Genomic DNA, 17,672 nt, shown 5'->3' on the forward strand with positions numbered 1-17,672 from the left:
TTTATTTTGCGCAGAAGCCTGCGGCGGTCAGTTTCGCGCTTGCAAAGCGAGGCGGCAGGCGAGCCCGGTAAAAACAGTCGCCAGCATATATTGCGGCATCTTCGGAAAGCGGCTGAGCGAGGCCAGCCGCGTGCGAATTTGGCTTCCGAGAATAATGACGGCTCCATTGACGACGAGGCCGATGCCGTTCAGCACGGTCGCAAGCACCAGCATCTGCATCGTGATCGAGCCGCTTTGCGCAGTCACGAATTGCGGAAAGAGGGCCATGACGAAGAGGGCCATTTTCGGATTCAGCAGATTGGTGGCGAGACCTGCAAAGAAGATGCGTCTGCCCGAAAGCCGTCTCAATGTCGATGCTGGCGCAAAGGCGGTGACTTCCGAGCGGATTGTCTTATAGGCCAAATAGAGAAGATAGCAGCAGCCGGCCCAGCGCACTGCTTCATAGATAGCGGGCACCGTCACGAAGAGCTGAGAGAGCCCGAAAGCGGCGGCAAGGGCGTGGCAATAGGTGCCGAGCGCGATGCCGGCATAGGTCAGAAATCCGGCGGCGCGTCCCTGGCTGACACTGCGCGAGGCGATCAGCAGCATGTCGGGACCGGGCGTGGCTGTCAGCACCAGCGCTGCGGCGGCAAAAATCATCAATGTTGAAAAATCCGGCATCAGTCATTCCTTTTGGGTTCGAGCCGGACTTCCGCCCTATGCCGGATTCGTCGAAAGCGCAAGTCAGCAGGATTTGTCAAATCGGGTTATGTTCTTCTTTGGCCGATCGATTTGCACGAGGTTTGACATGAACGGCGAAACGGCATGGGCACTTTATGAAAACCGTCTGCGACGGGTTTCGGCCTATATTCACGACCATTTGGACGAGGAGCTGGATATGGAGCGCCTTGCCGAAATCGCCTGCATGTCGAGCTATCACTGGCACAGGATCTACCGGGCGATTTACGGCGAGACGCTGGCGGCAACCGTCAAGCGGCTCAGGCTGCATCATGCGGCAGGCGAGATCGTCCGCACGGAACTTGCCGTCAGTGAAATAGCGAAGCGATCAGGCTATCCCAATCTCCAATCCTTCAATCGCATCTTCAAGTCGGTCTACGGCATGCCGCCGGCCCGCTACCGGAAAGAGGGAAGCCACACAGCCTATGAGCCCTCACCCAACGGAAAGACCAAAGCGATGTTAGACGTTACCATACGCGAGATCGGGCCGATCGAGCTGATCGGCGTTGCCCATACCGGTTCCTACATGCAGATCGACAAGGCCTTCGAGACGCTGTTCGGCACGCTTTATGCCCGCGGCCTCGCCAAGCCCGAGATGCGCATGATCGGCGTCTATCTCGATGATCCCGATATCGTGCCGTTGGAAAAGCTGCGTTCGATCGCCTGCGTCACCGGCGCTGCCGACGTGCCGGCCGATGCGCCGTTCGAGCGGCGCACGATCGACGGCGGCGATTATGCCGTGCTGCGCCACAAGGGCCCCTATGCCAATATGCCCAAGTCCTATCAATGGCTCTTTGCCGAATGGCTGCCGAAGTCCGGCCGGCAACTGAAGGACAGGCTCATGTTCGAGGAATATCTCAACAATCCGCGCGAGGTGCCGCCGACCGAGCTTCTGACGGACATTCACATGCCGCTTGTCTGACGGCGGATATCTCCGGAGCGGCGGTCGGGCCGCCGCTCCAGGTTTTACAGATTAAGCCGCCTGCATCGTCTTGCCGGCTTCGTCGTCCAGCGCATTCGCGCGCTTGTAGGCCTCACGCCCGCTGATGCGGCCGAAATAATCGACGAAGGCCTGGCGCTTCTCGATACTGCCGAAACCGAGGCCCCAGCCGATATGCGAGCCGACATAGACGTCGGCGGCGGTGAAGCGTTCGCCGGCGACGTAGGTCGAGCCGGAGACCGCCATTTCGAGCGTATTCATGACGTCGCCGAAACCGCCGCAGCCGGCCATACGTAGGCGATCCTTCGGAATTTCGAAGCCGAGCCCCTTCATCGTTACCGCCGATTCGAGCGGACCGGCGGCAAAGAACATCCAGCGGTAATAGCGGGCGCGCTCCTCCGGCGTCGGCGCCAGCGCCTTTTCGGGGAAGGTGTCGGCGAGATAGGCGCAGATCGCCGCGCATTCGGTGACGATGGTATCGCCGTGACGGATCGCCGGCACCTTGCCCATCGGATTGACCGCGAGATATTCGGGCGCCTTCATGGTTTCGCCGAAGGTCAGCAGTTCGGTGCGATAGGGCTGGCCGATCTCCTCCAGCATCCAGCGCGCGATGCGGCCGCGCGACATCGGGTTCGTGTAGAATACCAGTTCTTCCGTCATGAGATCCTCCTCGTGCTGCCGTAATTCTGCGGTCTTGCCGTTCCCCGGAATCAATAGTGCGGCGAGGCCTTTGTGCAACCCCAGCCGCTTAAAGCGCCTTTCGGTACTGGATGAAACCCGAGCGCTCGGCGATCCTGTCATAGAGCCGCCGCGCCGTTGCATTGGTTTCATGCGTCATCCAATAAAGCCGGCCTGCGCCGTTTTTGCGGGCGAGGTCGGCGACGGCGTCGATCAGTGCGGCGCCGGTGCCGAGCCCGCGTTGGGTGTTTTCGACATAGAGATCCTGCAGATAGCAGGTCCATTGCGGCAGCCAGCAGGAGCGGTGAAAGATGGCATGGACGATGCCGACGAGACGGCCATCTTCATCAAAGGCGCCGAGCGCGTGCATCGGTTCGTCAGGATCGTGGAAGCGAGCCCAGGTGAGATCGGTGGTTTCGGGCGGAATGACCACCTCATAGAAGCGCTGATAGGCTTCCCATAAGGGTTCCCATGCGGCGCGGCCGGCGGGTTCAAGCGGTCGCAGGATGGCCGTCATCGGTTCATTCCCCAATTGAAAACGGCGGGGAAATCCCCGCCGTTTCGATCTTATCTCGGAAAGGCCGGCTTACGCCATGGCCTTCTGGAGGTTCTGGTCGATCTTGTCGAGGAAGGCGGTGGTGGACAGCCACGGCTGGTCGGGGCCGATCAAGAGCGCCAGATCCTTGGTCATGAAACCGGATTCGACGGTATCGACGCAGACCTTTTCGAGCGTTGCGGCAAAGCGGGCAAGCTCGGCATTGTCGTCGAGCTTGGCGCGATGCGCCAGGCCACGGGTCCAGGCAAAGATCGAGGCGATCGAGTTCGTCGAGGTTTCCTGGCCCTTCTGGTGCTGGCGATAGTGGCGGGTGACGGTGCCGTGAGCGGCTTCGGCTTCGACCGTCTTGCCATCGGGGGTCAGCAGCACCGAGGTCATCAGGCCGAGCGAACCGAAGCCCTGGGCGACGGTGTCGGACTGGACGTCGCCGTCATAGTTCTTGCAGGCCCAGACGTAGCCACCGGACCACTTCAGCGCCGAGGCGACCATGTCGTCGATCAGGCGGTGTTCGTAGGTGATGCCGGCTTCCTTGAACTGATCCTTGAACTCGGTCTCGAAGACTTCCTCGAAGATGTCCTTGAAGCGGCCGTCATAGGCCTTGAGAATGGTGTTCTTGGTGGAGAGATAGACCGGCCACTTGCGCATCAGCCCGTACATCATCGAGGCGCGGGCGAATTCGCGGATCGATTCGTCGAGATTGTACATGGCCATGGCGACGCCGGCGCCCGGTGCGTTGAACACTTCCTTCTCGATGACGGTGCCGTCCTCGCCGACGAACTTGATCGTCAGCTTGCCCTTGCCGGGGAATTTGAAGTCGGTGGCGCGGTACTGGTCGCCGAAAGCGTGGCGGCCGACGACGATCGGCTGCGTCCAGCCGGGAACCAGGCGCGGCACGTTGCGGCAAATGATCGGCTCGCGGAAGATGACGCCGCCGAGGATGTTGCGGATCGTGCCGTTCGGGCTCTTCCACATTTCCTTGAGGTTGAATTCCTTGACGCGGGCTTCATCCGGCGTGATCGTCGCGCACTTGATGCCGACGCCGTACTTCTTGATGGCATTGGCGGCATCGACGGTCACCTGGTCATTGGTGGCGTCGCGGTTTTCGACGGACAGGTCGAAATAGTCGATGTCGAGATCGAGATACGGATGGATCAGCTTGTCCTTGATGAGCTGCCAGATGATGCGCGTCATTTCATCGCCGTCGAGATCGGCGACGGGATTGGCGACCTTGATCTTGTTCATGTATCTGCCTCGTTCGAGCTTGAAGGGGGACGGGGTCCCGGGTGGGTGACGTGATGAGGAGCGCTATAGCATTGTGAACCGGGAACGCAAAGCTGCAACGGGTTCTGCAATGCGTTTTTGCTGCATTGCCAAGTGCCGGAATTCGGCTAGTGTCCGCCTTGATTTGCCGCCCCTCGGATATTCGACCATGAAGACAATCGCCGTTGTTATCGCAAGCCTTATCGCCTTTTCCGGCATCGGCCATGCCGCCGATGTCACCGCCCCCGTGAAGGAGATCATGGACGCGACCAAGAGCAACTGGGCGGACAATAACAGCGACTGGACCGACATCTTCGACGCAAGCCGGCTCGACCATCTTTACAGCCGCGATTTCGTCGCGAGATACCAGGCGGCGGCGCAATTTCCCGCGGTCGACGACGACGGCATATCGCCGTTCGACTACGACGTCATCGTCAACGGCCAGGATGCCTGCCCGCTGCAGGATCTGACGATGGCGGCAGCACCTGTGGTCAACGGGACGGCCGAGGTGACTGTGCGCTTCCAGAAATCCGCCTGCTCCGATGCGCCCGATGCCAAGGACTATACGACCGTTCGTTTCGAAGTGGTCGAAGAAGACGGCAAGCCAGTGATCGACGATATCGTCACCGAGAATATCGAAACGCAGGCCCGTGATTCCCTGAAGGCGACGATGGCGCTGATTGCCAAGGGCCAATAGACGCGCCACATTCGATCGATGCCGAAGGATTCGAGCCCGGCGAATGTTCCGATCGTTGCCGTGGTTTGATTTCCGCTCTTGCGGCGGTATCTGTCGATCCTTCTGCGGCATGAGGGGCTTTGCATTTGTTTTCCGGTTTTCAGTTCCGCGACTGGCTGCTTGCCAATGATCCGGCGCTTTCGCGCCTGCGCATGGCCTCGCGGGTAACGCTGACGATCATCTTCTCATTTTTAATCCTTCTCGCCATCCATATGTTCATCCTGCCGTTGCCGACGGCGGCTTTCGGCCTCGGCATCGTGCTGTCGATCGAGGGTGGGGTGGCCGTTCGCGACAAGGGCAATACGCGCCAGCTGGTGACGCGGCTCTTCGGTTGCGTCGCAAGCCTTGGCGTCGTCGCCATCGCGGCGGGCCTCGAGGATCGCCGTTTATTCTCCGACCTCGTCTTCCTGGTGGTGATCGCGCTCGCATCGGCCGGGCGGGTGTTCGGGCCGCGCGGTTTTGCGATCGGCATGTTCGCCTTCACCTCCTATTTCATGGGCGCCTATTTCCGGCCTCCGCTGGCCGAGCTGCCTGATGTGGCGATCGGCCCCGTCGTCTCCGTGCTCGTCGGCCATCTGGTGAGAGCCGTATTGTTGCCGGACGACTGGCGGCGCGACCTGCTCCGCTCGCTCGAAAGTGTGCGCGGCCGGATCAACCAGATCCTCTTCAAGCTCGCCGCCCTCGCCGTCGGCGCCGAGATCGGTGAAGCCGACCGGCAGGAACTGCGCCAGCTGGAAGACCGGCTGAAGGAAGTGGTGCTGATGGCCGAAACCTTCATCCCGCGCCCGTCCGGCGGCGTTTTCGATGCCACCGCCGATCCGGCCGCAGAATTGGCGATCCGGCTCTTCGATGCGCATCTGGCCGCCGAGAGCGCAATCGTGCTGAGTTTCCAGAGCCCGCCGCCTTTTGCGCTCATCCATGCCGTAATCGAGGCCGATAGCACGGAACTTGCAAGATTTGCGGAGATGGCCGAAGCCATCAAGGACCAGCCGCAAGGCGAAACCGTGCGGGCGCTGCTCTGGCTCGGCGAGGCGCGGCAGCAGTTGACACAGGCGATCGGCGAGGGGCAGACCTCGGGATGCTCCGGCATCGACGCCGTCAAGGATACTGTGCTGCCTGAGAAGATCGACTTTTCCTTTGCCAATCCCCTGCTTCGCTCGGCGCTGCAGATCACGCTCGCCTCAGCGCTTGCCATGGCTTTTGGCCTGGCTCTCTCGCGCGAGCGCTGGTTCTGGGCGGTGCTTGCCGCCTTCCTCGTTTTCACCAACACCAATTCGCGCGGCGATACGGCGATGAAAGCGCTGTCGCGTTCGCTCGGCACCGTGTTCGGGATCGCCATCGGGCTTGTGCTGGCGACGCTGATTTCGGGCGAGCCTGATATCGCCATTCCGATCGCCGCCGTCTGCATCTTTCTCGCCTTCTATTTCCTGCAGGTTTCCTATGCGACGATGACCTTCTTCATCTCGATCGTGCTCTGCCTGGTCTACGGCATGACCGGCGTGCTGACGCTCGATCTGTTGAAGCTGCGCATCGGCGAAACCATGATCGGGGCGGCGGCCGGAACGGCGGTCGCCTTCATCGTCTTCCCCACGCGCACGCGCGGGGCGCTCGATGCCGCACTTGCCCGCTGGTTTCAGGCGTTGCGCGAGCTGCTTGGCGCGATCGGCGAGGGCAAGAGCGGTTTCGACCTGATCCGGTTGTCGCAGAAGATCGATGGCTGCTACCGCGACGTGACGGTGGCGGCGCGGCCGCTCGGCTCGTCCTGGTCGGTGGTGACGCGGCCGGGCCAGATCCGCCAGACGCTGGCGATCTTCCTCTCCTGCACCTATTGGGCGCGTATCCTGGCGAAGAGTTATGACGCGCCGGCCGCTGACGACAATCTGAAGACGCTGATTGCGGCGGATCTGGCGCTGATCGACAATGCGGCCCGGCGCGGCTCGAGCTGTTTCCTCATCAAGCGCAAGGCGTCGCGGACAACTGGCCGGCACCTGCCGCTGTCGCGCGAGGGCGCGAAACTTGGGCTCGAAATGATCGGTTCGGCGCTGGAAAGGCTCTATCCCGCTGCAGACGTCTTGCCGTTTGCAGCGGGCGAGGCTATTGCGCGCTCGAAACAGGGATAGGACCATGGCAGGTACGAACAGCGAGCGTCAACTTCTGGCCGAAGGCCCGGCCATCATTCTGGTCGAGCCGCAGATGGGCGAGAATATCGGCATGGTGGCGCGCGCCATGGCGAATTTCGGCCTTGCCGAACTGCGCCTGGTCAATCCACGCGATGGCTGGCCGAACGAAAAGGCGCTGGCGACCGCTTCCAAAGCCGATCACGTGATCGAGGCGACCAAGGTCTACGACACGCTGGAGCAGGCGGTTGCCGATCTTAATTTTGTCTATGCGACGACGGCGCGCGAGCGCGACGGCTACAAGCCGGTGCGCTCGCCCGTCATCGCCGCCGAGACACTGCGGGCGAGGTTCCGCGCCGGCGAGGGCACCGGCATCCTCTTCGGGCGCGAGCGCTGGGGGCTGACCAACGAGGAGGTGGCGCTTGCCGACGAAATCGTCACCTTTCCCGTCAATCCCGCCTTTGCCTCGCTGAACATTGCCCAGGCCGTGCTGCTGATGTCCTATGAATGGATGAAATCCGGCATGGAGGATCTCGGCGCCGTGCCGTTCCAGGCGATGGGGCAGACGCCTTCGACCAAGGAACAGCTTTTCGGCCTGTTCGACCAGTTGGAAGAGGCGCTCGATGCCCGCGGTTATTTCCATCCTGCCGGGAAAAAGCCGAAAATGGTCGACAATCTGCGCGCTGTCTTATCCCGCCGGGCTTTCACGGAGCAGGAAATCAGCGTGTTGCGCGGCGTCATCTCCTCCCTCGACCGCTTCTCGCGCAAGAGCCCGCGCGGAGGTCGGTTCCCGCCAGCGGCCAAGGAAACACCGCCCGATGACAGCGACGACGCGTGAGCTGAAACCTATTCTTCTCTTCGATTCCGGCATCGGCGGGCTGACCGTCTTGCGCGAGGCGCGCGTGCTGATGCCGGAACGCGGCTTCATCTATGTCGCCGACGATGCCGGCTTTCCCTATGGCGGCTGGGAGGAGCAGGCGCTGAAGGAGCGGATCATCGGACTTTTCGGCAAACTGTTGGCGGATCACGATCCCGAAGTCTGCATCATCGCCTGCAACACAGCCTTCACGCTTGTTGGTGCCGATCTGCGCGCCGCCTTTCCGCAGATGACCTTCGTCGGCACCGTGCCGGCAATCAAGCCGGCGGCGGAGCGCACGCGGTCGGGCCTGGTCTCGGTGCTCGCCACTCCCGGCACCGTGAAGCGAGCCTATACGCGCGACCTCATCCAGTCCTTCGCCCAGCAATGCCACGTCCGCCTCGTCGGCTCGGAGAACCTTGCGCGCATGGCGGAGGCTTATATTCGTGGTGACGCCGTCTCCGACGAGGCCGTGCTTGGCGAAATCGACCAATGCTTCGTCGAGAAGGACGGTCGGAAAACCGATATCGTCGTGCTCGCCTGCACACATTATCCTTTCATGGCCAATCTCTTCCGCCGGCTTGCGCCCTGGCCGGTCGACTGGCTCGACCCCGCCGAGGCGATCGCGCGCCGCGCCCGCACGCTGGTGCCGCTGGTCGCCGATGCCGTACACCCGGACAATTTCGACTTCGCGGTCTTCACCTCCGGCCAACAGGATTTCGCCACGCGGCGGCTGATGCAGGGCTTCGGCTTGCGGGCGTAGCGTGGCGACGGAATGTAGGATCGCGGCGATGGATCCTCTTCTCGGGTGAGCCGGGAATTGTCCTGTGGGTTGGCGAAATCCGGCCCTGAAAGATAGCGCATTCTTTGATAGACGGGGCGATGCCGTTTCGGAAGAATGGCGCTTCGTTCATGTGAGTCTCTTCGCCGCGAGGATCAGCATTGCAGGTTGGCATCGATATGGGATTGGCGTCCGGCAGCCCGGCGACGCTCGATATCGAGGAGCTGCTGGCGACCCGTCTGCTCGTGCAGGGCAATTCCGGATCGGGCAAGTCGCATCTGCTGCGCCGCCTGCTCGAGCAATCGGCGCAATGGGTGCAGCAGGTCATCATCGATCCTGAAGGTGATTTCGTCACGCTCAGCGACAGGTTCGGCCATGTCGTCGTCGACGGTGAACGGACCGAGGCGGAATTGGCGGGCATTGCCAACCGTATCCGTCAGCATCGCGTTTCCTGTGTGCTGACGCTCGAAGGCCTCGATATCGAGCAGCAGATGCGCGCTGCCGCCGCTTTCCTCAATGGCATGTTCGATGCCGATCGCGAATATTGGTATCCGGTTCTCGTCGTCGTCGATGAGGCGCAGATGTTTGCGCCGTCGGTCGGCGGCGATGTCTCGGAAGATGCGCGCAAGATGTCACTTGGCGCGATGACTAACCTGATGTGCCGCGGACGCAAGCGTGGTCTTGCCGGCGTGATCGCGACGCAGCGGCTGGCCAAGCTCGCCAAGAACGTCGCCGCCGAGGCCTCGAACTTCCTGATGGGCCGCACCTTCCTCGATATCGACATGGCGCGCGCCGCCGACCTGCTCGGGATGGATCGGCGCCAGGCCGAGATGTTCCGCGACCTGAAGCGTGGCAATTTCGTCGCTCTCGGACCGGCGCTGTCGCGCCGGCCGCTGCCGATCCAGATCGGAGCGGTGGAGACTTCGGCGCGCTCGTCCAGCCCGAAGCTGATGCCGCTGCCGGATGCGCCTCAGGATGTCGAGGACCTGATCTTCACGCCCGATCCGGAAGAATTCCAGCGCCCGCCCATGCGCCGCGCTGCGCCGGCGCCGCGGCCGACGACCGACATTCTCGCCGAACTCTCGCGCTCGACGCCGGCAGCCTCGGCCGCACCTGCCGAGGCGAGGGCGAGCCAGGTGGAGGTCTCGGCCGAGGAGCGGGAGGAGCGCCTTGCCGGAGTGCTTGCCGAAATCCTCGACGATCCCACCTCCGGTTTCCGCACCGATTCGGTGCTTTACCAGGATTTTCTCGTGCGGCTGCGCATGCGCCGTGTGCCGGGACCACCGATCGCCCTGCCGGATTTCCGCCGGCGCGTGGCGATCTCGCGCTCGGGCGTTGATGCGGAAACGGCCGCGAGCGATGCCTGGGCAACGGCGCTGTCGCTGTCGTCAGGCGTCACCGACGATCTGCAGGGTGTCTTCCTGATGCTCGCCAAGGCCGCCGTCTGCGGCGAACCGTGCCCGTCGGACGCCCGGATCGCCCGCGCCTACGGCACCCATTCCGCCCGCCGCGCCCGCCGCCTGCTTGGCTATTTCGAGGAGCAGGGTATTGTCGTCGTGCACACGGATTTCTCTGGCAAGCGCATCGTCGCTTTTCCCGATATGAACTGCCAGACCGCACCTGGCGACGCCAACGCGCCTGATACAGGCGGCGACCAGCCGTTGGCGGCAGAATAGTGGCGCGTTCAGGCTGTGCCGCTGTTGACATTTTCATGACGGCCCTCTAAAGACCGCCACAAGCACCGGGCAGCAATGCCCGGTGTTTCATTTGACATGTCCCGTGGATCGTTTCTGTTCGCTAACCGAAACATCCTGTCAGATCTCGGCAGAGATCAGAGGAGGGCGTGTTTCCTTCGTGCGGTTTGGTAACAAATCGTCATAAACCTTTGAAAGGAAATACGATGAGCAAGCGCGAATCGTCCAAGTACAAAATTGACCGCCGTATGGGCGAAAATATCTGGGGCCGTCCGAAGTCCCCGGTGAACCGCCGCGAATACGGCCCGGGCCAGCACGGCCAGCGCCGCAAGGGCAAGCTTTCGGACTTCGGTGTGCAGCTGCGCGCCAAGCAGAAGCTCAAGGGCTACTACGGCGACCTGCGCGAAAAGCAGTTCCGCGCGATCTTCGCCGAAGCTGATCGCCGCAAGGGCGACACCTCTGAAAACCTGATCGGCCTGTTGGAATCGCGTCTGGACGCCATCGTCTATCGCGCCAAGTTCGTCCCGACGGTCTTTGCTGCCCGTCAGTTCGTCAACCATGGCCACGTCACCGTCAACGGCGTTCGCGTCAACATCGGTTCCTACCGTTGCAAGGCCGGCGACGTCATCGAAGTTCGCGAAAAGTCGAAGCAGCTGGTGACCGTTCTGGAAGCCGTCAGCCTCGCAGAGCGCGACGTTCCCGACTATATCGAAGTCGATCACAACAAGATGGTCGCAACCTTCGGCCGCGTTCCGACGCTCAGCGACGTTCCGTTCCCGGTCGTCATGGAACCGCATCTGGTCGTCGAATTCTATTCGCGTTAATGCCTTCGTCTCGCAGTCGAAACCGATTGCGAGACAACAGCATGCGCCGATATATGGAAAGCCGCTCTTTCGAGCGGCTTTTTTGCGATCTGGAGAGAAGCGATGGCAGATTTGCAGGCGACCCTCGATAGCATCTACGCCGATATCCAGCCGCGGATCGGCGAGGGCAAGGTCGCGGACTATATTCCCGAGCTCGCCAAGGTCGATCCGAAGCAGTTCGGCATGGCGATCGTCACCGTCGACGGCAAGGTTTACCGTGTCGGCGATGCCGATACTGCCTTTTCGATCCAGAGCATATCGAAGGTGTTCATGCTGACGCTGGCGCTCGGCAAGGTCGGCGAGGGACTGTGGAAGCGGGTCGGGCGCGAGCCCTCGGGATCGGCTTTCAACTCGATCGTCCAGCTCGAGCACGAGAGCGGCATCCCGCGCAATCCCTTCATCAATGCCGGCGCGATCGCCGTCAGCGACGTCGTCATGGCCGGCCATGCGCCGCGCGAGGCAATCGGCGAGCTGCTGCGCTTCGTGCGTTATCTCGCCGATGACGAGTCGATCACCATCGACGACAAGGTGGCGCGTTCGGAGACGCAGACGGGCTATCGCAATTTCGCGCTCGCCAACTTCATGCGCGCCTATCGCAATCTCGACCATCCCGTCGATCATGTGCTCGGCGTTTATTTCCATCAATGCGCGCTGTCGATGACTTGTGAGCAGCTCGCCCGCGCCGGGCTGTTCCTGGCGGCGCGCGGCAGCAATCCGACGACCGGCCATTCGGTGGTCTCGCCGAAGCGGGCGCGGCGCATCAATGCGCTGATGTTGACCTGCGGCCATTACGATGGCTCGGGTGACTTCGCCTATCATGTCGGCCTGCCCGGCAAGAGCGGTGTCGGCGGCGGCATCTTCGCTGTGGCGCCCGGCATTGCTTCGATCGCGGTGTGGTCGCCGGGGCTGAACAAGGTCGGTAATTCGCAACTCGGCGCCGCGGCGCTGGAAATGCTCGCGGCCCGCACCGGCTGGTCGGTTTTCGGCGATTGACGCTGTGTTGCCAGACGGGTTTCTGCTAGAGCAAGTGTGGAATTTCTGTAGGACGAAGCAATGAATATCGCAGCCAATATCGCCGATGAGTTGGAGAGTGGCGAGGCCGACACCGGCGGCCATGCGCTGTTTGCCGATGCGCCGCGTTCCGTCTCCTTCAACAAGCTGCGCAAGCGCTTGCTGCGGCAGGTGCGCCAGGCCTTCGACGATTTCGACATGCTGAAGGGCCAGAAGCGCTGGCTGGTCGGCCTTTCCGGCGGCAAGGATTCCTACGGGCTGCTGGCCTTGCTGCTCGATCTCAAATGGCGCGGCTTGCTGCCGGTGGAGCTCATCGCCTGCAATCTCGATCAGGGACAGCCGAATTTCCCGAAGCACGTGCTGCCGGATTATCTGAAAAAGATCGGCGTTCGGCATCGGATCGAGTATCGCGATACCTATTCGATCGTGAAGGAGAAGGTGCCGGAAGGCGCCACCTACTGCTCACTCTGTTCGCGGCTGCGGCGCGGCAATCTCTACCGCGTCGCGCGGGAAGAGGGCTGCGATGCGCTGGTGCTCGGTCACCACCGCGAAGACATTCTCGAAACCTTCTTCATGAATTTCTTCCATGGCGGGCGGCTCGCCTCGATGCCGGCCAAGCTTCTGAACGACGAGGGCGACCTGATGGTGCTCCGGCCGCTTGCCTATGCCGCTGAGGAAGACCTCGCGAAATTCGCTGTCGCGATGCAGTTTCCGATCATCCCCTGCGATCTGTGCGGCTCGCAGGACGGGCTGCAGCGCAATGCGATGAAGGATATGCTCGCCGATATCGAACAGCGCATGCCGGGACGCAAGGACACGATGCTGCGGGCGCTTTCGCATGTGAACCCTTCACATCTGCTCGATCCGAAACTCTTCGACTTTTCCACCCTTGCTGTCACCGACCCGTCATGAATGGCCGGCTAAGCAGGCGGCTCATGTATGACGGACAGGATTTCGCATGACTATTTCTGACAAGGACATTCTCTTTCTTGGTGATTGCATCCGGGAGGCGGCGCGTGCCGAGATCATGCCGCGTTTCCGCAATCTCGCCGATGCCGATGTTTCGGAAAAGACTTCGGCAATCGATCTGGTGACACAGGCGGATCTGCATGCCGAACACAGGATCACCGCGGCGCTAAGGGAGCGCTTTCCTCAAGCACTCATCGTTGGCGAAGAGGCTTATGATGCCGATCGGTCCGTCGTGCCGGCCCTTGCCGATGCCGAGCTTGCCTTCGTCATCGACCCTGTCGACGGGACGTTCAATTTCGCCGCCGGGCTTCCCGTCTTCGGGACGATGCTGGCGGTGACGGCCAGGGGCGAAACGGTCGCCGGCATCATTCACGATCCCGTTCTCGGCGATACCGTGACGGCGATCAAGGGTGCCGGCACGTTGCTGACACGCCGGGACGGGCAGTCGACAAAGCTGAAGGTGGCCGAGCCTGCTAGCCTGAGCCAGATGGTCGGCGGCCTCTCATGGGGCCACATGGACGACCCGGATCGCGCGCGCATCTGCGCCAACATGGCGAAGATCCGGATGACCTTCTCCTTCAATTGCTCGGCCTACGAATATTGGATGGTCGCTTCCGGCAAGATGCACTTCATCGGCCATGCGAAGCTGATGCCCTGGGACCACCTGGCCGGCGTGCTCGCGCATCAGGAGGCCGGCGGCCATACGGCGAAATTCGACGGCACGCCCTATCGCCCCGGCGAGACGACGGGCGGCATCATCTCCGCACCCGATCGGGAAAGCTGGCAGCTGATCCGACGTGAGATCGTCGGCATTTGATGTGAGGCCCTTCCCGAAAGGCCGGACCGAAAGGATTTGACATGACTTCGACCGTTGACGTGACCGTTCTTGCCGATCTGCTGCGCCGCGCGGCGAAGGCGGAGATCCTGCCGCGCTTCCGCCGGCTCGGCCAGGGCGACGTGCGCGCGAAGAGCGAGGCGACCGATCTCGTCACCGAGGCGGATGAACAGGCCGAGCGGATGATCAAGGCGGAAGCTCAGCGGCTCTGGCCGAGTGCGCTGTTCCTCGGCGAGGAATCGGTCGCGGCCGAGCCTGATTTGCTCTACGGGCTCGAAGATGCCGATCTCGCCATCGTCGTCGATCCGGTCGACGGTACGTTCAACTTCGCCTCCGGTATTCCGGCTTTCGGCGTCATGGCCTCTGTCGTCTCGGCCGGCGAGACGGTTGCCGGTATCATCTACGATCCGATGGGCGACGACTGGGTGATGGCGGAAAAAGGCGGCGGCGCCTGGCTGCGCCGGCCGGATGGCGAAGCGCAGCGGCTCGCGGTTGCAGACCCGGTTGCGCTCGACCAGATGGTCGGCATGGCCTCGACCGGCTACCTGCCGCAGGAGAAGCGGGCGGAGATTCTCGGCAATCTGGCCAAGGTGCGTTTCCTCACCAATTACCGCTGTGCGGCCCAAGAATACCGCACCTTTGCCGGCGGCCATGTGCATTACCTGATGTACAACAAGCTGATGCCCTGGGATCATCTTGCCGGCACGCTGATCTCGCAGGAGGCCGGTGCCTATGCGGCGCGCTTCGACGGCTCGCCCTACCAGCCGCATCACCTCGACGGCGGTCTGCTGATTGCGCCCGACAAGGCCTCGTGGAACGTGCTACGGCGTGAGGTTTTCACGGTCTGAAAAGCGGTCCGACTGCCGCCTGTTATCCGTAGAACTTTTCCATGAGAAAGTTTTCCAGGCTTTGCCCACGTTTCTCGACGATTTGCTTCGTTATGACGCGGAAGCCTTTTCGCGCAAAAAACGGCCGGGCAGTTCGGCTGGCTTCGGTATAAATTCGGCTGAACCCCAGTTTCAGAGCTTCGTCCTCGATCCTGCTCAACAGCCGGCTTGCTATTCCAAGCCCTTGAAATTCGGGATGCACAAACATCATGTCCAGGCACCCGTCGCCGGTCAGGTCGGAAAACCCAACAGGCTGTCCGTCAAATTCTGCGATCCAGGCAGGCCTGCTTTTCCTTCGCTCTGCCCATAGTCCGCGATCTTCCACCTTCGCCCAAGCCTGGATCTGAGCGGGTGAGTAGTCTTTCGACGAGACCTCTCGAATCGCACGCAGAAAAATTTCAATCGTCGCGTCCACGTCGCCGGGCGCGTAAGACCTGATCAGAATTCGGTCGTCCATAGAGGATGCCTTCGCGCACTGCCGCACCAATCCGATGGCTTGAACCATCGATCAAATGACTACTGCTATCCTGTTATAGGGCAGCGAGAATGTACTCCCACGCCAGTCGTCCCAATTTGGCATCGGCTGTCTCACTTCCACCGTGAGCACGCAGCGATGATCGGGGAGTCGTTTCCCCCGGCAGCAAAATGCGATGGCCCGCATCTTCTCCCAACACAAGCTGGGTGAATAGGCCCGAAGCTGCGCGCCGGCGAACAATTGCTGCGGCAAATTCGTCTGACGGCCAAAGCGCATCATCGCCTCCTGCCACAAGCAGAATTTCGGCAGTTGTTTTCTCCAAAGGGATAGTTGCTGGCTCGATCTCAGACTCGTGCACTTGAAGACATCGTTCGAACAGGCCCCGGTAGGCAACGAGCCCGTCTCGGTATTCCTGCACCCATTCGGGGTCGGACGATACAAAGGGAAGCGGTGTCCCTCGCAACGTCCAGGATGAGCGTTCCGGCCAGCTGATGCCGTCAAGCCCCGGACCAATATTTCCCCATACAACCGAAGAAGGGCTCATTGCGATGACGGCGCTGATGCGTGGATCATATACCGCCGTGAGCAGCGCGGCTTCGGCGCCTTTCGATGTCCCCACCAAGACGATACGTCTGCAGCCGAGCTCCATCAAATAATCGGTGGCGGCGAAGAAGATTTCCAGCGGCACCTCGCAAATACCTGGCACCTGGCCTTCGCCGCCGAACCACCGAAGCGCGATTACCGTTGCCCCTTGGCTGGCACACAACCTGGCACGGGCCACATCGACCCGACCACTGGAGCCACCGAGTACCACAACGCCAGTGGCGGTATTTGTTTTGGCTTGAAATATCCCACCCTGCAATGGCGGGGGGAGATGTTGATATTCTACATCCAAAACTGAGCTCCTTGTTCCAAGGGCATCCAGATTTAGGAACGTGCCGAGTTTGTTATTTAAATGCAATGCCGCCGGGACCGAACCACCCAGCAGCTCGCATTTCAAAAGTGGGCCGCACCCGGATCGAGCTGCGGGCTGTCGCCGGGGTGGGTGAAGAGCTTGCCGTTCTCCGCCCAAAGGGTGGCTGCGATCGTCACCGCGCCGAAGAGCGCGAAGCCGCCGAAGAGCGGCTGCACCGTGCCGTTGAACATCTGACCGACCAGGCCGCCGAGGATGGCGCCGAAGGTCGTCGAGACGAAACCGGTGATGGCGGTGGCCGTGCCCGCGAGATTGCCCATCGGCTCGAGGCTGATGGCGGTGAAATTGGTGGCGATCAGGGCAAACATCATCAGCACGATGGTGAAGATGCCGTAGGCGATGGCGAAATCCGGCTTGCCAGCCAGCGAATAGAAGAAGCCGACAGCCGACAGTGCCGTGAAAATCAGCAGGGCGGCGTGCGAGATGCGACGCATGCCGAATTTGCGCACGAAGAAGCCGTTGGCGAAATTGGCGACGGCGATGCCGCCTGCGGTGGCCGCAAAGGCGATCGGCAACCAGTCGCCAAGGCCATAGACTTCACCGAAGACCTGCTGCACCGAGATCACATAGGCGCTGATGACGCCGGTGAACATGGTGAGGCCGATCATGTAGCCGCAGGTGATACGGTTCGTGAGCACGGTCTTGAAGCCATCCCCGACAGAGGCAACCGACAGCGGCAGCCGCTCTTCCGGCGGCAGCGATTCCTTCAACCGCAGAAGAGCCCAGACGAACAGGATGGCGGCGATGATGCCGAGCAGGATGAAGATCCAGTGCCAGTTGGCATAGAGGATGATGAGCTGGCCGACGGAAGGCGCAACGATCGGCACGATCATGAAGACGATCATGACATAAGACATGACGCGCGCCATTTCGCGGCCGCCGAAGCAGTCGCGGACGATGGCCATGGTGGTGATGCGCACGGCCGCACCGCCGATGCCCTGGACGAAACGCATGACGAGCAGCATTTCGAAACTGCCGGTCGCTGCGGCGGCAAACATTCCGACAATATAGCAGGCCAGGCCGCCGAGCAGGATGTTGCGGCGGCCGAACGTATCCGAAAGGCTGCCGAAGAATATCTGTGAGACGCCGAAGCCTAAGAAGAACACGCCGATGATCAGCTGCGCGTCGTTGGTATTGGTGACGCCGAGGGAATGGCCGATATTGGGCAATGCCGGCAGCATGCTGTCGATCGCCATGGCGACGCTGGCGGTCATGATGGCGATGGTGACGACGAATTCGCCAAAGCCCATGCCGATGCGGCGAGAGCCTTGGTTTTCCTGGTGCGGTTTATGCGGCGGCGTCATGTGGTGAAATCCCGGATGCG

The 17,672-nt window shown here is 61.7% G+C and carries 18 protein-coding genes; 11 read left to right on the forward strand and 7 right to left on the reverse strand.

Translation table 11 applies throughout. The features are described 5' to 3' along the window. Window positions 1–27: 27 nt before the first annotated feature. Window positions 28–660, reverse strand: coding sequence for a LysE family translocator (locus FHT75_RS24125; protein WP_028756194.1), 633 nt, complete (start codon window positions 658–660; stop codon window positions 28–30). Between the two features lie 127 nt (window positions 661–787). Between FHT75_RS24125 and FHT75_RS24130 the strand changes: the two genes are divergently transcribed. After that, on the forward strand, window positions 788–1,639 hold the full coding sequence (locus tag FHT75_RS24130) for a GyrI-like domain-containing protein (protein ID WP_028758076.1): 852 nt from the start codon (window positions 788–790) through the stop codon (window positions 1,637–1,639). 51 nt (window positions 1,640–1,690) lie between these two features. Here the strand turns inward: FHT75_RS24130 and FHT75_RS24135 are convergent, their stop codons facing one another. The 3 genes from FHT75_RS24135 to FHT75_RS24145 form a co-directional block, all read right to left on the reverse strand. Further along, the gene (locus FHT75_RS24135) at window positions 1,691–2,317 is read right to left on the reverse strand and encodes a glutathione S-transferase family protein (protein ID WP_028756196.1); all 627 of its coding nucleotides are present in this window, start codon (window positions 2,315–2,317) and stop codon (window positions 1,691–1,693) included. 88 nt (window positions 2,318–2,405) lie between these two features. Beyond that, window positions 2,406–2,852: a GNAT family N-acetyltransferase gene (locus FHT75_RS24140; protein ID WP_028756197.1), complete on the reverse strand. Its 447-nt coding sequence runs from the start codon at window positions 2,850–2,852 to the stop codon at window positions 2,406–2,408. 69 nt (window positions 2,853–2,921) lie between these two features. Further along, window positions 2,922–4,133, reverse strand: a complete 1,212-nt coding sequence (locus FHT75_RS24145) for an NADP-dependent isocitrate dehydrogenase (protein ID WP_028756198.1) — start codon at window positions 4,131–4,133, stop codon at window positions 2,922–2,924. A gap of 187 nt (window positions 4,134–4,320) precedes the next feature. Between FHT75_RS24145 and FHT75_RS24150 the strand changes: the two genes are divergently transcribed. The 10 genes from FHT75_RS24150 to FHT75_RS24195 all read left to right on the forward strand — a co-directional run bounded on the left by FHT75_RS24150 (window position 4,321) and on the right by FHT75_RS24195 (window position 14,861). Continuing rightward, entirely contained in the window at window positions 4,321–4,848 is a 528-nt protein-coding gene (locus FHT75_RS24150) for a hypothetical protein (RefSeq protein ID WP_028756199.1), read from the forward strand. Window positions 4,849–4,967: 119 nt separating this feature from the next. Beyond that, window positions 4,968–7,007 (forward strand): FUSC family protein, encoded by a 2,040-nt coding sequence (locus FHT75_RS24155; protein ID WP_097622383.1) that lies wholly within the window; start codon window positions 4,968–4,970, stop codon window positions 7,005–7,007. Window positions 7,008–7,011: 4 nt separating this feature from the next. Continuing rightward, window positions 7,012–7,842 (forward strand): RNA methyltransferase, encoded by an 831-nt coding sequence (locus FHT75_RS24160; RefSeq protein WP_028756200.1) that lies wholly within the window; start codon window positions 7,012–7,014, stop codon window positions 7,840–7,842. After that, window positions 7,823–8,623: a glutamate racemase gene (gene murI, locus FHT75_RS24165; RefSeq protein ID WP_028756201.1), complete on the forward strand. Its 801-nt coding sequence runs from the start codon at window positions 7,823–7,825 to the stop codon at window positions 8,621–8,623. The genes FHT75_RS24160 and murI overlap by 20 nt, the downstream gene beginning before the upstream one ends. 179 nt (window positions 8,624–8,802) lie before the next feature. Continuing rightward, window positions 8,803–10,317, forward strand: a complete 1,515-nt coding sequence (locus FHT75_RS24170; protein ID WP_028756202.1) for an ATP-binding protein — start codon at window positions 8,803–8,805, stop codon at window positions 10,315–10,317. Window positions 10,318–10,541: 224 nt separating this feature from the next. Further along, the gene (gene rpsD, locus FHT75_RS24175) at window positions 10,542–11,159 is read left to right on the forward strand and encodes a 30S ribosomal protein S4 (RefSeq protein ID WP_004676212.1); all 618 of its coding nucleotides are present in this window, start codon (window positions 10,542–10,544) and stop codon (window positions 11,157–11,159) included. A gap of 102 nt (window positions 11,160–11,261) precedes the next feature. Next, window positions 11,262–12,191 carry a glutaminase gene (locus FHT75_RS24180; protein ID WP_028758072.1) on the forward strand — a complete coding sequence of 310 codons (930 nt, stop codon included), beginning with the start codon at window positions 11,262–11,264 and terminating at the stop codon, window positions 12,189–12,191. 60 nt (window positions 12,192–12,251) lie between these two features. Next, window positions 12,252–13,121: a tRNA 2-thiocytidine(32) synthetase TtcA gene (gene ttcA, locus FHT75_RS24185; protein WP_028756385.1), complete on the forward strand. Its 870-nt coding sequence runs from the start codon at window positions 12,252–12,254 to the stop codon at window positions 13,119–13,121. Window positions 13,122–13,167: 46 nt separating this feature from the next. Continuing rightward, window positions 13,168–13,995, forward strand: coding sequence for an inositol monophosphatase family protein (locus tag FHT75_RS24190; RefSeq protein WP_028756384.1), 828 nt, complete (start codon window positions 13,168–13,170; stop codon window positions 13,993–13,995). A gap of 41 nt (window positions 13,996–14,036) precedes the next feature. Then, a complete protein-coding gene (locus tag FHT75_RS24195) occupies window positions 14,037–14,861 on the forward strand; it encodes an inositol monophosphatase family protein (RefSeq protein ID WP_063475223.1) in 825 nt (274 codons plus the stop codon). A 22-nt stretch (window positions 14,862–14,883) separates the two neighbouring features. Here FHT75_RS24195 and FHT75_RS24200 read toward each other — a convergent pair whose 3' ends face one another. From FHT75_RS24200 to FHT75_RS24210, 3 genes are all read right to left on the reverse strand, one after another. Next, window positions 14,884–15,357 (reverse strand): GNAT family N-acetyltransferase, encoded by a 474-nt coding sequence (locus FHT75_RS24200; protein ID WP_063475254.1) that lies wholly within the window; start codon window positions 15,355–15,357, stop codon window positions 14,884–14,886. 73 nt (window positions 15,358–15,430) lie between these two features. Further along, window positions 15,431–16,270 (reverse strand): acyl-CoA thioester hydrolase/BAAT C-terminal domain-containing protein, encoded by an 840-nt coding sequence (locus FHT75_RS24205; protein WP_063475224.1) that lies wholly within the window; start codon window positions 16,268–16,270, stop codon window positions 15,431–15,433. Window positions 16,271–16,371: 101 nt separating this feature from the next. After that, window positions 16,372–17,652 (reverse strand): multidrug effflux MFS transporter, encoded by a 1,281-nt coding sequence (locus FHT75_RS24210; RefSeq protein ID WP_028758066.1) that lies wholly within the window; start codon window positions 17,650–17,652, stop codon window positions 16,372–16,374. Window positions 17,653–17,672: the final 20 nt, after the last annotated feature.

The sequence above is a fragment of the Rhizobium sp. BK112 genome (genome assembly GCF_014193215.1).
Classification (GTDB): Bacteria; Pseudomonadota; Alphaproteobacteria; order Rhizobiales; family Rhizobiaceae; genus Rhizobium; species Rhizobium anhuiense.

Coding starts and splice junctions, on each gene's coding strand:
- FHT75_RS24140 (WP_028756197.1), bottom strand. CDS start 2,852: ATGACGGCCATCCTGCGACCGCTTGAACCCGCCGGCCGCGCCGCATGG.
- FHT75_RS24150 (WP_028756199.1), top strand. CDS start 4,321: ATGAAGACAATCGCCGTTGTTATCGCAAGCCTTATCGCCTTTTCCGGC.
- FHT75_RS24195 (WP_063475223.1), top strand. CDS start 14,037: ATGACTTCGACCGTTGACGTGACCGTTCTTGCCGATCTGCTGCGCCGC.
- ttcA (WP_028756385.1), top strand. CDS start 12,252: ATGAATATCGCAGCCAATATCGCCGATGAGTTGGAGAGTGGCGAGGCC.
- FHT75_RS24210 (WP_028758066.1), bottom strand. CDS start 17,652: ATGACGCCGCCGCATAAACCGCACCAGGAAAACCAAGGCTCTCGCCGC.
- FHT75_RS24125 (WP_028756194.1), bottom strand. CDS start 660: ATGCCGGATTTTTCAACATTGATGATTTTTGCCGCCGCAGCGCTGGTG.
- FHT75_RS24145 (WP_028756198.1), bottom strand. CDS start 4,133: ATGAACAAGATCAAGGTCGCCAATCCCGTCGCCGATCTCGACGGCGAT.
- FHT75_RS24190 (WP_028756384.1), top strand. CDS start 13,168: ATGACTATTTCTGACAAGGACATTCTCTTTCTTGGTGATTGCATCCGG.
- FHT75_RS24130 (WP_028758076.1), top strand. CDS start 788: ATGAACGGCGAAACGGCATGGGCACTTTATGAAAACCGTCTGCGACGG.
- FHT75_RS24180 (WP_028758072.1), top strand. CDS start 11,262: ATGGCAGATTTGCAGGCGACCCTCGATAGCATCTACGCCGATATCCAG.
- FHT75_RS24135 (WP_028756196.1), bottom strand. CDS start 2,317: ATGACGGAAGAACTGGTATTCTACACGAACCCGATGTCGCGCGGCCGC.
- murI (WP_028756201.1), top strand. CDS start 7,823: ATGACAGCGACGACGCGTGAGCTGAAACCTATTCTTCTCTTCGATTCC.
- FHT75_RS24160 (WP_028756200.1), top strand. CDS start 7,012: ATGGCAGGTACGAACAGCGAGCGTCAACTTCTGGCCGAAGGCCCGGCC.
- rpsD (WP_004676212.1), top strand. CDS start 10,542: ATGAGCAAGCGCGAATCGTCCAAGTACAAAATTGACCGCCGTATGGGC.
- FHT75_RS24200 (WP_063475254.1), bottom strand. CDS start 15,357: ATGGACGACCGAATTCTGATCAGGTCTTACGCGCCCGGCGACGTGGAC.